Source organism: Paenibacillus sp. DS2015 (genome assembly GCF_050433705.1).
In the GTDB taxonomy this organism is placed as follows: Bacteria; Bacillota; Bacilli; order Paenibacillales; family Paenibacillaceae; genus Paenibacillus_AQ.
This window is the reverse complement of record NZ_JBNPWS010000035.1, coordinates 41316-55554: the sequence shown is the minus strand read 5'-3', so window position 1 is coordinate 55554 and position 14239 is coordinate 41316. Positions and strand designations below refer to the sequence as shown.

Below are 14239 nucleotides of genomic sequence, written 5' to 3'. Positions count from 1 at the left end.
TTCCAGAACGTGTTGGGCAGTATGTGAAATGATTTTTATCTCCCCTCGGGGAGAAGCCATATTAAAAGAGTTTACACAAAACTATTGACAGACCCATCTTCTGGGAAATCGCCCGGTTTAAACTCATGAGTATATACGACTTTATCATCAGCTGAAATTGTTATTTTAACATTGGCGGTAGTACTTAAGTATTTATTTGTTGATCCTAATTTCGTATTGAATGATTTGACAGTTCCATTTAGAGGGAATTCTACATACTGCCAAGAATATTTCTCGTAATTGGAATCCGAAACCGTGTACATTGTTAAATAATTAGAATATTCAGTTCCTATATTGTCTTTAACAGTATAACCGTCTGCGTTGTAGCTATAAATCGTTTTGTTTGAAGAATATCCTGTTTGATAATTCATATGTTTAATGTCTTTATCCAAATATAACGCGTTAGCATCTCCTGTTTCGCCGATATAAATGACCTTTGAACTACCATCCCACTTAACTGGTTCTTTTAGTTCACTAGAAATATAGCCTAATGGGACATAAGTTTTCCCGTTATAAACAAATGGCTTATCATCTCCAGTTGGCATTTTCGATATATTGTTAATTTTGATATCTTTTACGCTATAAAATACCTCAATCATTTTTCCTCCGGCAGCAAAAGCTGTTGCCCCAGTAATTAATGATCCAATAGTCACACCTAAAATCAATCCCTTTAGCTTATCTTTCATATTTTTCTCCCCTTATGTAGTATTTATTACCTATAAATATTCTGCATTTTGCATAATACCTTTTTATCATCATATTGTACAGGTAAACTCTTACAAGTTATTACCAATAAAAAACCTGCACCTCGGCATATATCCATTTTTTGAGCAACTAGTCTATACTGAAGCATAACCGAATCAAATACATGTTCCGAATATTTCTATAAAAACACAAAAAAAAGACCGCTACATTAGCGGCCATTGCTCATTTTCAGAGCAATATAGTATTTGGATAGGAGTGGAGAGAAACCATACTGTACGTTCATTATAATGTATACGTTTTCATTCTGTCAACAACATTTTGAAATCGCAATCATTTCCTTTTCTTAACTATACATACACCACGTATTTCAGCTCTTGCAGAAGGGTTCTAGCTCGCTCCATATCCGCTTCAACACGGAAAGAAAGTCGCATAACACCCGGAACATCTTCTCTACTTTCGATAATTCTCATATTGCTAAGGTTGATCTGATTCACACCTAACTCTGTTGCAATCTGACCAATAATACCCGGATGATCCGGAACATTTAGATATAGATCAAATAAAGGTGCGATCATCCCCTTACCTCTCTCAGGGAGCTCACTACGGAAGGCATTCGCTTTGGCAAAGGCACCCTCGATCCCTTCACCATCTTTATTCTCTAGTAGCTCAATAAAAGTTTCGATCCCTTGATTCCAATCCTGAAGCAAACGAAGCATAACATCCTTGTTATTTAACAAAATATCTCGCCAAATCACAGGGTCGCTTGATGCGATCCGGGTAATGTCTCTGAATCCGCCTGCAGCTAATCTGCGATATAGAGGATTTGAATCATTATAATCACGAACTTGGTTAACTAAAGCTACAGCGATAATATGGGGCAAATGACTAATAGCCCCAACGATCTCGTCATGAAGCTTAGGTTCGACTCTTACGATCTGCGCACGTGTATAAGATAATAGTTGCACTAGAGAGTTATACACCGTTTCTGGCATATGAGCAGGCGGAGTCAACACATAATACGCATTCTCGAACAATAGAACGGATGCTGCTTCAACACCAGAACGTTCTGAACCAGCCATAGGATGTCCACCTATGAAATATACATCTTGCAATTGCAATGCTTCGGCTGAAGCAGCAACACTGGCCTTCGTACTGCCCACATCGGTAATAATACAACCTTTTTTTAACGGCAAGGTACTCAAACGCTCTAGGTACTCTTCTAAATTCCCCACAGGTACGCATAAAAAAATAAAGTCAGCATCCATAGCCGCTTCTTCCATAGAGAGAGTAGCCATGTCAACGACACCCTTACTCATATATTTATGAATGGAGGAGGGGCGGTGGGTATGCCCCACCACCGTAATTCCAGGCTTCCCTTTAAAGCATAAAGCCAATGAACCACCTATAAGTCCTACTCCAAAGATTGCAATTTTAATTGTCATGTCCCTCACATCAATTCTTATTAAATGAATAGCTTATACGTGAGCAGATTCAGCACGAAGAACTTGCTCAAGCGCTTTAATGAACACAACATTTTGTGCTTGTGTACCTACGGATACACGGATATATTCAGGGTAACGCTGATGTCCTGCACGCACGATGACACCTAACTGGATCAGTTCCTGAAATACTTCCAGCCCGGCTCTGTCAACGTTCACCATGATAAAGTTACCATGAGCTGGGAAATACGCTAGACCTAAACGGTCAAATTCTCCTTGTAAATATGATATTCCCCGCGTATTATGCTCCCGGCAATAGTTCACATATTCTTGATCTTCCAGCGCTACTTTAGCAGCTGCCTGACCGATACGCGATGTATTGAAAGGTTCCCGAACCTGATTTATTAGCTTAATCACTTCAGGATGCCCCACACCATAACCAATCCGAAGAGAAGCAAGACCATATATTTTGGAGAAGGTACGAAGAATAACCAAGTTGGCATATTTAGATAGAATATTCAGACTGTTCGGATAAGTAGGATCCGTCACATATTCACAATACGCTTCGTCAAGCACAACCATGATATTTGAAGGAACAGCATCTAAGAAAGAAATAAGGGCCTGCTCAGAAACGATTGTCCCCGTTGGATTGTTAGGATTGCAAATCCATATAATCTTGGTTCGATCCGTAGTAGCTGCAAGCATAGCATCTAGATCATGCGTACCATCTTTAAGTGGAACCTCAATACTAATTGCGCCCTCTATATCAGCATTACTTTTGTATACTGAGAATGTCTGATCAGCCATAATAGTCTCATCACCAGGCACAAAAAAGGCTCTAGTAATCAAGGCAATAATTTCATCCGATCCACATCCAAAAATGATCTGGTTACTGTTCACACCTAAATCTTTACCTACCGCTGCAGTTAAGCTTGCCGAACTGCCATCTGGATAAATACTAATATTGTCCAACTCAGCTAGAATAGCATCCTTCACTCGAGGCGATGATCCATAGGGATTCTCATTGGATGCTAGCTTCACAACATCATTCAAACCAAATTCTTTCTTCACTTCTTCAATGGGCTTACCTGGTTGATATACCGGAAGGTTAACTATAGTAGATTTCGGTTTCATGATATCCCCTCATTCTTCTGTTAATTACACTTTTAATTGCGCAACAAAATTTCTTATTTGTAACAATCCCTCTTGCTTGGTGCTAGCATTGCTTAGCAATGGAATGACCGATTCAATCTGACGAACAATAGCGCTACCTACAACTACGCCATCGCAAATTTCCGAGAAATGTTCTACCTGTTCTCGCGTAGAGATTCCAAAACCAACAGCAACAGGAAGCGTCGTATATTTCTTAACGGTCTGAATAAACTCTTCTACACCTTGATGGAATGTTGCTCTCTCTCCAGTCACACCTAGAGATGATACACAATAAACAAAACCGCTAGCATTACCTACAATTCTAGCAATCCGTTCGTGCGATGTTGGAGCTACCAAAGGAATGAGACTTACACCACTTTCATCAGCAAGACGTCTTACTTCCCCAGACTCTTCAATAGGAAGATCCGGAATAATGAGTCCACTAATATCGTGGGCTTTGACTTGCTCAAAAAAGTAAGGCAGACCCATTTGTAATACTGGATTGTAATAGGTGAATAGAATGAATGGCATCTTTACACCTGCTTGACGTGCTTTCATTGCTGTCTCCATACAGGTACGAATGGTTACACCTTGCTTCAGCGCACGCTCTGATGCCCGTTGAATGACAGGTCCGTCAGCAAGTGGGTCAGAATAAGGTACCCCTAGCTCAAGTATGTCAGCACCCGCGGCTTCTAGCGCTTGAATGATCTCCACTGTAGTATCCAGATCAGGATCACCTATCGTTAGAAATGGAATAAGGGCTGTACGGTTCTGACTCTTCAATAGCTCGAATGTTTGATCCATTAGATTCATGACTGCCCTCCCCCCCTGTATGCCATGATGGACTCCACATCTTTATCGCCTCGACCAGACAAACAGATAACCACAATATCATCTTTGGTAAGTGTTGGTGCCAACTTCACCACTTGAGCAATGGCGTGTGAAGATTCCAGTGCAGGTATAATGCCTTCCGTAAGACAGAGGAGCTCTAGCGCATCCAGTGCTTCTTGGTCTGTAATAGGTACATATTGCACACGTTCGATATCTTTAAGATAAGAGTGCTCTGGACCCACACCTGGGTAATCAAGACCCGCCGAGATCGAGTGAGCTTCTTGAACCTGTCCGTATTCATCCTGCAGAAGATAGCTCATCGACCCTTGGAATACACCTTGGGTTCCTTTGCTCATCGTTGCTGCATGGAACTTCGTATCGACTCCTTTTCCCGCAGCCTCTACACCAATCATAGCCACGTCTTTATCTTCAAGAAAAGGGTAGAACATGCCAATCGCATTACTTCCTCCTCCAATAGCGGCTACAAGCACATTCGGCAAACGGCCTTCAACTTCCAGTATTTGTGCTCTGGTCTCATCTCCGATAATTCGCTGAAAGTTACGTACCATCATCGGATACGGATGCGGACCTACAGCTGAACCCAAGATATAGAACGTATCCTCTACATTACTAACCCAGTAACGAAGTGCCTCATTTCCAGCATCCTTCAGTGTACGCGACCCCGAACTCACAGGAATAACCTCCGCACCCAGTAGTTTCATGCGAAATACATTAAGCGCTTGGCGTTTCGTATCTTCTTCACCCATGAATACTTTACATTCCATCCCCAGAAGTGCAGCTACCGTAGCCGTTGCAACGCCATGCTGTCCAGCTCCTGTCTCAGCAATCACTTTTTTCTTGCCCATACGTTTAGCGAGTACACCTTGTGCAATAGCATTGTTGATTTTATGAGCTCCAGTATGATTCAAGTCTTCTCTCTTTAAGTAGATCTTAGCATCACCTAAGCGTTGACTTAAACGTTCTGCATAATACAGAGGAGTCTCGCGACCTGAATACTGTTTAAGTAAATAATCGATTTCTGCTTGAAAACTTGCATCTGCTGCATTCTCAGTGTAAGCATTCTCTAATTCGATCAGTGCATTCATTAAGGTTTCAGGTACGAAACGACCTCCAAATGGACCGAAACGACCGTCTTTATCTGGTACTTGTGTCATAAACCTTTCACCCTTTCGACAAAAGCTCTAATTTTATCTATATCTTTGATTCCATTACTTTCAACACCACTAGAAACATCTACTCCATCTGGATGATAGCGTTCCAATAATTCCTCGACATTATTTGGATCAAGCCCACCTGCAATCCATAGTGGAAGGCCTTTACTATGGCTCCAAACTTGATAACGTCTTATTTGCTCCCAAGCGAAAGTCTTCCCAGACCCGCCCCCATGAACAGGGTCGAATGTATCCAATAATACAGCATCGATGACCCCCTCATATTCCTGCAGAGCAGTCTCAATATCAGATTCTGTTGAAGTGTCATCTGTCCCTTGAATTTGAATGACCTTAAATATTTTAGCCCCGAAAGTCTGCTTTACCTCACGGCAGAACTCAGGTTTCTCTTGTCCGTGTAACTGAATCACATCTAATGAAACACGATCCATTACTTCGGATAATTGCTCCATCGTTGGATTAACAAACACACCCACACTTTCTGGTGTCGTCTCATTCTGCCACTGCGATAACTGTGCTACAAGCAAAGCTGCAGTCTCTATGGAAACCTGGCGACGACTTGTCGCAAATACAAATCCTATGTAATCCACAGGTAAGTTGTTCATATATTTTAGCACTTCAACGCCCTGAAGTCCACAAATTTTAACTAATGTACTTCCCATCCTAAACGTTTCCTCCTTGATCCTTAAGAGGACCCATAAGATGATGTACAGCAGTGCCAATCTCCTGCTGACGCATGAAATACTCTCCTACTAACACGCCATCTGCACCTGCTTGCTCTAGGTAGGCCATATCTTCAACGCCTGATATACCACTCTCACTAATAATCGTAATCCCTTCAGGAATAAGTCGCACCAACGCAGCAGTAGTCTGAAGAGACGTCTCGAATGTTTGCAAGTTTCGATTGTTAATACCAATTAAACGGGCTTGATCCAGCTTTAGTACGCCTTCCAACTCTTGCTGATTATGAACTTCTACTAATGAATCCATACCGAGCGATGTCGCAATCTTGAGGAACGAAGAGATCTGTGCAGGTTCAAGAATGCTAGCTATAAGGAGTACTGCATCGGCGCCAAGTAGCCGTGCTTCGAATATTTGTCGTTCATCAATGATGAAATCTTTACGTAGTAATGGGATACTCACCGCAGCACGAACGGCCTTTAAATATTCCCCACACCCTTGGAAATAAGATTCATCCGTCAGCACAGATAAACAATCCGCTCCTGCTTGCTCATAAGCCAGCGCAATGTCTACGGGATGAAAATCTGGCCGAATTAACCCCTTAGAAGGTGAAGCCTTCTTCACTTCGGCGATCAACCCCATGTCTCGATGGCGTCTTTCGTTTAACGCTTTTATAAATCCTTTGGTTTGAGGTAAAGCTGCGATATCTCGTTCTGCTTCCTTAAGATTGAAATGCGCTGCAAGTTTCTTCACTTCTTCGACCTTCGTCACCACTATTTTATCAAGATACATTGGATTGTTCTCCCGTCATTAGAATCAACTGATTCAGTTTATCGTACGCTTTTCCATTATCAATAGCCTCAGCCGCTAATTTCACACCCTCAGCAATGGACTCTGATAATCCAGATACATAAATACAAGCCCCTGCATTCGCTAATACGACGTCACGATAAGGACTCTTTGTCCCTTGCAGAACCGATTGTATAATTTGAGCATTCTGGGCTGCATCTCCGCCAAGAACATCCTCAATCGGATGTATATCAAGCCCAAGATCATGAGGATGAATGCTATAAGTATTCACTTTTCCACCACGTAATTCTGATACTTGAGTGGGTGCCGAAATACTAATCTCATCTAAACCATCCATGCTTGAAACAACTAAAGCACGCTTCAACCCTAATTCCTTTAACACATGCGCAATCGTTTCTGTCATATTGCGATCATAGATACCCAACAATTGTCGATCGGCACCTGCCGGGTTAGTCAATGGACCTAACATATTGAACACCGTACGGATACCAAGCTCTTTACGAGGTGCCGCTGCATATTTCATCGATGGGTGATAAATTTGCGCAAACAAGAAGCATATCCCAATCTCATCTAAACAACGCTTCGCTTGTTCAGTAGAAATATTAATATTTACGCCTAGTGCTTCCAATACATCTGCACTTCCAGCGCGTCCTGATGCAGATCGATTACCATGCTTAGCCACTCTAACCGATACAGCAGATGAAATAATAGCTGACGTAGTAGAAATATTGAATTTGTGTATTCCAGATCCACCTGTTCCGCATGTGTCGAGCAGATGCTCACTCTCTGTCACCATTCGGCTACCTGCACCTCTCATAGCTTCAGCAAATCCCGTTATTTCCTCAATCGTTTCACCCTTTATTCTTAAGGCCGTCAACAACCCACCTATCTGTGTATGCGTTGCCGAGCCCACCATAATGCTCTCCATGATATTTCGTGCCTCTTGGCGTGTAAGACTAGTACCTTTAATCAGCTTGGCGATGCTACTCTGTAGCAATTCTGTATCTTTGATATGATTCACATTATCCAACTTCTTCTCAACTAGGCTTTTCTCCACTTTGCTCATCTCCAATATATTTAGTTCTACTGCCTATGAATAGCTTTTCATCCGTTGGCATCGCCTTAACCGCTTAGTCCTTACCCTTCTGGTGTGTATTCATATAAATAATCCTGATTAATGGTTCCTGTCTCACCCGTCAATGGAGGAAACATAGCCTCGGCCGTGCGAATAGCCTTTAGCAGTGCTTTGGCTTTATTAACAGTTTCTTCATATTCCTTCTCTGGAACCGAATCCCATACAATACCTGCTCCGGCTTGAACATATGCTTTCCCTTTACGAAAGATCAAAGTTCGAATCGTAATACACGAATCCATATTACCTGTAAATCCTAAATATCCGATAGCTCCCGCATAAGCACCACGAGCTTCTTTTTCTAATTCTGCTATAATTTCCATCGCTCGTAGCTTCGGTGCTCCTGATACCGTTCCCGCTGGTAAACAAGAAAGAAAAGCATCGAAGAAGTCTTTATCTTCTCGCAGTCTCCCTGACACGTTGGACACAATATGCATAACATGTGAATAACGCTCGATCTCCATAAATGAATCGCACTTCACGGTTCCGAATTGAGATACACGCCCTAGATCATTACGCCCTAGATCAACCAGCATAAGATGCTCTGCACGTTCCTTCTCATCTGCCATTAACTCTTCACCAAGCTCACGGTCTTCTTGCTCGTTCTCTCCACGAGGTCTTGTACCCGCTATTGGTCTTGTTTCTGCACGATCTCCATCGACCTTAACTAGTGCCTCTGGCGAGGTACCTACAATGATTTCCTCATTCATTTTGAGATAATACATATAAGGTGAGGGGTTAAGCGTTCTTAGTACTCTATATACGTGCAATGGGGATACCTCTGTCTCGATATGAAACCTCTGAGATAATACCACCTGAAAAATATCTCCTGAGCGAATATACTCTTTCGCCTGTTCTACATTTGAAATATATTGCTCTTTCGTCATATTGGATTTAATATCACCTAATGGCACATCCTGCGGAATACTACGGCTATTGACATTCTCACGCGGCCCTTGCTCTTGTAACTGCTCCGCAATATCTTCCAGTTTACGACTAACTAGCTCGTACGTAGCTTGAATGTCGCTGTCCGTATCTCCTTCTTTGATATGAACGTTACCTACTAACAATATTTGTTGCTTCACATGATCGAATACGATGATCGTATCACAGAACATAAACCGGATATCATCCATCTTGAGATCATCCACCGCATGCGCTGGCAATTTCTCATAGTACTGTAATAGATCATATCCAAAGAATCCGATAGCTCCTCCTGTAAAGGGTGGCATCTCATCCAGTTTAGGACTTCGATACATACGCAATAGCGCCTTCAATTCTTCTACGGGTTTCCCCTTCATTATTTCTTGTTCACCGTTCTTTTCTAGAACGATTTTGCCCTTCTTACCGGAAATCAGGAGAAAAGGATCTGTACCAATAAAGGAGTACCTAGCCCACTGACTTCCCCCCTCTACGCTTTCCAACAGAAATGCATGATCTCGCTGAGCATAACGCTGGAATATCCGTATGGGCGTCTCCATATCTGATAACAATCGCTTCACAACAGGAATTAAGTTATATTGGCCTGCAAGAGAAATTACCTGTTCTATACTGGGGGTCATGATGACCAGCCTCCTTCATCGTACGCTTCTGATATCTAAATTTGTCTTGCGACTTAAACAAAAAAACCTCTACAAGGTAGAGGTTTTCACGGTGATTAGGTATATGAAAGAGTCCGGTAATCATCTCATTCATTCATCCCTCTACTAAACCTCTTCTAAAATATCAAAGAGAAGTTTTAGAGATCAGAAATTGATTCTCTACCGACATTAATTAAATATGGACTCTGCTCAGCTATACTCATCTCAACTACGCTCTGCTCTACTCGACTAAAACCACTATACATGATTCATGTTACCTTTGACAACCCAGATATCAAAAATATTTAGTTCTTAGAAATAGCTAGATCCGGTCTTAGCTTGCTGGCATCATTCAAATAGACATGTTTTATTTCCCGTTGACTTTTCTCCGTATTCACCTGAATCATAAGTCGAATACATTTGGGCAAGCTTCCTTGTACAGGAATTTCTACCGAGCACATTAGAGGCACTAAATCCCAACCTTCCAATTGCCGTATGGCTCTTGCTGGGAACGTAGCATCAAGCTCGTTCGTCATCGTGATCCAGACGCTACAGATGTCTTCAGGTTCAATTTCATTACGGGTAATCATTTCACGAAGTAATATCACTGTCTCTGTTAGAATCTCCTGCTCTTCATTCTGTAGGACTGTTGTGGCACCACGAATTCCCCTATTATACATGAATCTCCCCTCCTTCTCTAAGTTGGTCTATTACGTCTCGAACGAGTTGTTCAGGTACATCCTTAACGATACTTACTGACCCAATGGAATCTGGAATAATAAATAGCATATGACCTTCTTTGAACTTCTTATCGTGCATCATAGCTGCCATAATATCGTCTGTAGACAAATGATTTGCCATCTTCACAGGCAACCTTAGCGATGTTAACATACTCACTGTCTCATCGTATATACTCTCATCACGGCCTAATTTGACTGCTAGCAGTGCCGAACCCGCCATGCCAATAGAGATAGCTTCACCATGTAAATACTCACCGTATCCACCCACAGCTTCAATCGCATGACCAATCGTATGACCTAGATTAAGAATGGCTCGAAGATCATTCTCCCGTTCATCACGAGATACAACTGCGGCTTTAATGCTACAACCACGTTCTAAACCATATCCTAGTGCCTCAGGATCTAATGACAGTAGCTCAGCAGCATGATCTCTGCACCATCTGGCAAAGTCACCATCCTGAATCAGTCCATGCTTAACCATCTCTGACAGTCCTGCCGATACATCCCGTGGAGGCAATGTTTGTAACGTATCTAAATCATACAATACTAATTCAGGCTGATGAAAAGCACCGATCATATTCTTGGCGAGCGGGTGGTTTACAGCCACCTTCCCCCCAACGCTACTATCATGTGCTAGAATCGTCGTCGGAACCTGCACGAACTTAATTCCACGCATATAACTTGCAGCAACGAATCCAGCCAAATCGCCTACTACCCCACCACCAAGTGCCACAACAGTCGAGCTACGATCAAGACCACCTTGAATAGCTGTCGTCATGACTTCTTCAAATACAGTTAGCGATTTCGACGTTTCTCCAGATTTCACGATCTTGGTCACTGTCTGGAATCCTGCTGAAGCCAATTGCTTCTCTACTCTATGTAAGTGATGAAAAGCAACTAACTCGTCTGTAACGATTAACAAAGGACTTTTAGTAGATATGCCATGACGCTGGAAGTACGGCCCTATTTGATCAATAAGACCTTGCCCGATATAAATCGGGTAAGATCTCTCCCCTAAATCTACTGTCACGATTCTCATCTTTAGTACCTCTCTAATTGCGCAAGGTATTGATTATAGTTGGTTCTGATCTCTTCCATCGAGTCGCCACCGAATTTCTCTAAGAAGGCTTTAGCAATTTCCCATGCTACAACATGCTCCATAACAACACTCGCTGCTGGAACTGCGCAAGCATCTGAACGCTCTACCTGGGCAGTGAAAGCTTCCTTCGTATCAATATCTACACTTTGTAATGGTTTGTAGAGGGTTGGGATCGGCTTCATGACGCCACGAACAACCACGGGCATCCCGTTCGTCATTCCACCTTCAAAACCACCTAGACGATTACTAGCACGGTGATATCCACGTTCTTTCTCATACATAATCTCATCATGCACTTGAGAACCACGTAATATGCCTGCTTCGAATCCGATACCGATCTCTACGCCTTTGAATGCGTTAATTGACATTACGCCTTGCGCAATACGTGCATCCAGCTTTCGATCATACTGGACATAACTTCCTAGTCCAATCGGAACACCTTCAACGATACATTCAACAATTCCACCAATCGAATCGCCATCTAGTTTAATTTGATCGATGTAAGCTTCCATCTGCTTCTCTGTTTCAGCATCAACTACTCGCACAGAAGAAGCTTCGGTCTTCTCGATCAGTTCATCTATGGATAAATCATGTGGAGGGGCTTCAATTTCTCCTATACGAATGACTTGACCAGCAATTTTTATTCCAAATTCCTCAAGGAACTGACGTGCTATGGCACCTACGGCCACCCGAACTGTCGTTTCTCTCGCACTAGAACGTTCTAGTACGTTACGCAGATCTTTCAAATTGTATTTAAGTCCGCCATTAAGATCCGCATGACCTGGACGAGGCCGATGAACACGACGTTTCTCTTCATCCGTGCCTTCTATCGGCTCTATGTTCATGATATTCTGCCAATGTGTCCAGTCATTATTAGCGACGACCAGAGCTACAGGTGCACCTGTTGTATAACCATGACGCACTCCACCCACGATTTGTGCTGTATCTTTCTCTATCTGCATACGACGTCCACGTCCATATCCTTTTTGGCGACGTTGTAGCTGAAAATTCAATGCTTCGAAATCTAATGTTAAATTGCTAGGTAACCCCTCAATAATTGCCGTAAGCTGAGGTCCATGTGTTTCACCAGCAGTTAAATAGCGCAAACTCATGTTGCTTTCCCCCTTTAAACTTTTAAACTGTACATGACTAAAATCCGCCAATATCTTTGCTCATTATAGTATAGGTCATAAACTTTGACAAGAAAGGGGATGCGCCATTTGCAAAAAAAAGCACCGCACCTCCATAATGGCAGGTACGGCGCTTTCATCCATGATCTCACCCGTTAATCGGTTGGATACGTATATCATCTGTTTCACAATTATTCATAGCTTCTTGAATCAATCGACTAAGGTGAACGTTCTCAACCCCAAGTATTTGACTACATTCCTGAATGGTAATAAATCCACGTTGATACGCAGTAATCACCTTTCGCTTATCCATACTATACTGACCTCCACTTTATGATTACCATAATTTATCTTATGATATCTAGTATCGCAAAGTGGCGTCCATTCTATACCCTAAGTATTTCTATTAAGCTAGATTTTTTTACGATAGAAGAACGTTTCTGTAGACTCAAGCCCATATTGAGCTGGTGAGAAGATCTGTTCTGTACTTCCAACAAATAAGTATCCTCCGGGTCTTAAACTATCAGCAAATTTCTGATATAACTTGCTTTTAGCCTCTTCTGTGAAATAGATCATGACATTTCGACAGATGATGAGATCATAGGAAGTATCAAACTTATCTAGTAACAAATTCTGTTTCTTAAATTGAACAGCTTTCTTCAACGACTCACTAACCTTGAACATAGCCCCTTCTTGTGAGAAATAACGGGCTGCCACATCCTTTGGCACATCCTTAAGAGATCGTTCTACATAGAGTCCCTGCTTGGCTTTCTCTAGCGCACCATCATCGATATCGCTAGCCTCAAGAGAACACTCTCCTAGCACCTTCCGATCAGACATTATCATGGCCAACGTATAAGGCTCTTCGCCTGTAGAACAAGCCGCACTCCAGACCTTAAGACGACGCTTACTCTCCTGTAACTCTGGAAGAATAACATCCCGCAGTGTTTCCCAGCGATTAGGATTACGCCAAAATTCCGACACATTGATCGTCATCCGATCCAAAAACTCATTAAACAAGTTCTTGTTGCTCATCATAGCCTCATAGAAGGAAGCAAAGTTATCGTAGCCATTCTTCAACCGAAGTGTCGTTAAACGACGCTTCATCTGCGCTTCCTTGTATTCAGAAAGATTAATTCCCGTAGCTTTATTAATACGTTGAATAAAATTTAAATAATCCGTGTCGATAGAGACATTTTCTGCTTGGTTATCACTTAGAAGCGATGGGGGCGATTTTATATCCATTGGGAAATACTTTTCTCATAGTTCACAAGCTCATCAGCTTCGAAGAAATTGGCAATTTCGCGCTTACTGCTCTCTAATGAATCTGAACCATGAATTAAATTATTTGGTGTATGTGCAGCGAAGTCCCCACGAATAGAACCTGGAAGCGCTTCTTTGACATTCGTTTTACCGATGAGTATGCGAGACAATGTCACGATATCGTCCCCTTCCCATACCATAGCAAACACGGGACCCGAAGTAATAAAGTTTAACAGATTAGGAAAGAAATCTTTCCCTACATGTTCTGCATAATGACTTTTAGCCTGTTCCTCAGTCATTCTTACTAACTTACCGGCCACCATGGTAAAACCCTTCTCTTCTAGCCTGCTTATAATACGACCCATCAGACCCCGTTGAACTCCATCAGGTTTAATCATCAAAAAAGTACGTTCCATAGACTCACTCTCCATTTTTTATACAAGTCGTG

General features: G+C 42.2%; 15 protein-coding genes. All 15 read right to left on the bottom strand.

What is annotated here, in order from left to right; all coding sequences use genetic code 11:
* Window positions 1-71: 71 nt before the first annotated feature.
* Complete coding sequence (locus J2T13_RS22370; RefSeq protein ID WP_429374579.1) at window positions 72-725, bottom strand: stalk domain-containing protein; 654 nt, start codon at window positions 723-725, stop codon at window positions 72-74.
* A 366-nt stretch (window positions 726-1091) separates the two neighbouring features.
* Window positions 1092-2186: a prephenate dehydrogenase gene (locus J2T13_RS22365; RefSeq protein ID WP_429374578.1), complete on the bottom strand. Its 1095-nt coding sequence runs from the start codon at window positions 2184-2186 to the stop codon at window positions 1092-1094.
* A gap of 33 nt (window positions 2187-2219) precedes the next feature.
* The gene (gene hisC / locus J2T13_RS22360) at window positions 2220-3317 is read right to left on the bottom strand and encodes a histidinol-phosphate transaminase (RefSeq protein ID WP_429374577.1); all 1098 of its coding nucleotides are present in this window, start codon (window positions 3315-3317) and stop codon (window positions 2220-2222) included.
* Between the two features lie 24 nt (window positions 3318-3341).
* Window positions 3342-4148: a tryptophan synthase subunit alpha gene (gene trpA, locus J2T13_RS22355; RefSeq protein WP_429374576.1), complete on the bottom strand. Its 807-nt coding sequence runs from the start codon at window positions 4146-4148 to the stop codon at window positions 3342-3344.
* Window positions 4145-5341, bottom strand: a complete 1197-nt coding sequence (gene trpB, locus J2T13_RS22350; RefSeq protein ID WP_429374575.1) for a tryptophan synthase subunit beta — start codon at window positions 5339-5341, stop codon at window positions 4145-4147. The genes trpA and trpB overlap by 4 nt, the downstream gene beginning before the upstream one ends.
* Window positions 5338-6018: a phosphoribosylanthranilate isomerase gene (locus tag J2T13_RS22345; RefSeq protein WP_429374574.1), complete on the bottom strand. Its 681-nt coding sequence runs from the start codon at window positions 6016-6018 to the stop codon at window positions 5338-5340. Before J2T13_RS22345 ends, trpB begins: the two co-directional genes overlap by 4 nt.
* Before the next feature lies 1 nt (window position 6019).
* Window positions 6020-6829, bottom strand: a complete 810-nt coding sequence (trpC, locus tag J2T13_RS22340) for an indole-3-glycerol phosphate synthase TrpC (RefSeq protein ID WP_429374573.1) — start codon at window positions 6827-6829, stop codon at window positions 6020-6022.
* A complete protein-coding gene (trpD, locus tag J2T13_RS22335) occupies window positions 6819-7913 on the bottom strand; it encodes an anthranilate phosphoribosyltransferase (protein WP_429374572.1) in 1095 nt (364 codons plus the stop codon). The genes trpC and trpD overlap by 11 nt, the downstream gene beginning before the upstream one ends.
* Window positions 7914-7984: 71 nt before the next feature.
* Complete coding sequence (trpE, locus tag J2T13_RS22330) at window positions 7985-9544, bottom strand: anthranilate synthase component I (protein WP_429374583.1); 1560 nt, start codon at window positions 9542-9544, stop codon at window positions 7985-7987.
* Between the two features lie 320 nt (window positions 9545-9864).
* Window positions 9865-10239 carry a chorismate mutase gene (gene aroH / locus J2T13_RS22325; RefSeq protein ID WP_429374571.1) on the bottom strand — a complete coding sequence of 125 codons (375 nt, stop codon included), beginning with the start codon at window positions 10237-10239 and terminating at the stop codon, window positions 9865-9867.
* Window positions 10232-11338 (bottom strand): 3-dehydroquinate synthase, encoded by a 1107-nt coding sequence (gene aroB, locus J2T13_RS22320; RefSeq protein WP_429374570.1) that lies wholly within the window; start codon window positions 11336-11338, stop codon window positions 10232-10234. Before aroB ends, aroH begins: the two co-directional genes overlap by 8 nt.
* A 2-nt stretch (window positions 11339-11340) precedes the next feature.
* Complete coding sequence (aroC, locus tag J2T13_RS22315; protein ID WP_429374569.1) at window positions 11341-12510, bottom strand: chorismate synthase; 1170 nt, start codon at window positions 12508-12510, stop codon at window positions 11341-11343.
* 166 nt (window positions 12511-12676) lie between these two features.
* Window positions 12677-12841: a hypothetical protein gene (locus J2T13_RS22310; protein WP_429374568.1), complete on the bottom strand. Its 165-nt coding sequence runs from the start codon at window positions 12839-12841 to the stop codon at window positions 12677-12679.
* A gap of 98 nt (window positions 12842-12939) precedes the next feature.
* Window positions 12940-13773 carry a CheR family methyltransferase gene (locus tag J2T13_RS22305; protein WP_429374567.1) on the bottom strand — a complete coding sequence of 278 codons (834 nt, stop codon included), beginning with the start codon at window positions 13771-13773 and terminating at the stop codon, window positions 12940-12942.
* On the bottom strand, window positions 13764-14207 hold the full coding sequence (ndk, locus tag J2T13_RS22300) for a nucleoside-diphosphate kinase (protein ID WP_429374566.1): 444 nt from the start codon (window positions 14205-14207) through the stop codon (window positions 13764-13766). The genes J2T13_RS22305 and ndk overlap by 10 nt, the downstream gene beginning before the upstream one ends.
* Window positions 14208-14239 lie beyond the last annotated feature (32 nt).

Bases quoted from the DNA above. Each gene is read 5' to 3' on its own strand.
- trpB (WP_429374575.1), bottom strand. From the start codon at position 5,341: ATGACACAAGTACCAGATAAAGACGGTCGTTTCGGTCCATTTGGAGGT.
- trpA (WP_429374576.1), bottom strand. From the start codon at position 4,148: ATGAATCTAATGGATCAAACATTCGAGCTATTGAAGAGTCAGAACCGT.
- trpD (WP_429374572.1), bottom strand. From the start codon at position 7,913: ATGAGCAAAGTGGAGAAAAGCCTAGTTGAGAAGAAGTTGGATAATGTG.
- J2T13_RS22370 (WP_429374579.1), bottom strand. From the start codon at position 725: ATGAAAGATAAGCTAAAGGGATTGATTTTAGGTGTGACTATTGGATCA.
- J2T13_RS22305 (WP_429374567.1), bottom strand. From the start codon at position 13,773: ATGGATATAAAATCGCCCCCATCGCTTCTAAGTGATAACCAAGCAGAA.
- aroC (WP_429374569.1), bottom strand. From the start codon at position 12,510: ATGAGTTTGCGCTATTTAACTGCTGGTGAAACACATGGACCTCAGCTT.
- aroB (WP_429374570.1), bottom strand. From the start codon at position 11,338: ATGAGAATCGTGACAGTAGATTTAGGGGAGAGATCTTACCCGATTTAT.
- J2T13_RS22310 (WP_429374568.1), bottom strand. From the start codon at position 12,841: ATGGATAAGCGAAAGGTGATTACTGCGTATCAACGTGGATTTATTACC.
- J2T13_RS22365 (WP_429374578.1), bottom strand. From the start codon at position 2,186: ATGACAATTAAAATTGCAATCTTTGGAGTAGGACTTATAGGTGGTTCA.
- J2T13_RS22345 (WP_429374574.1), bottom strand. From the start codon at position 6,018: ATGGGAAGTACATTAGTTAAAATTTGTGGACTTCAGGGCGTTGAAGTG.
- ndk (WP_429374566.1), bottom strand. From the start codon at position 14,207: ATGGAACGTACTTTTTTGATGATTAAACCTGATGGAGTTCAACGGGGT.
- aroH (WP_429374571.1), bottom strand. From the start codon at position 10,239: ATGTATAATAGGGGAATTCGTGGTGCCACAACAGTCCTACAGAATGAA.
- hisC (WP_429374577.1), bottom strand. From the start codon at position 3,317: ATGAAACCGAAATCTACTATAGTTAACCTTCCGGTATATCAACCAGGT.
- trpC (WP_429374573.1), bottom strand. From the start codon at position 6,829: ATGTATCTTGATAAAATAGTGGTGACGAAGGTCGAAGAAGTGAAGAAA.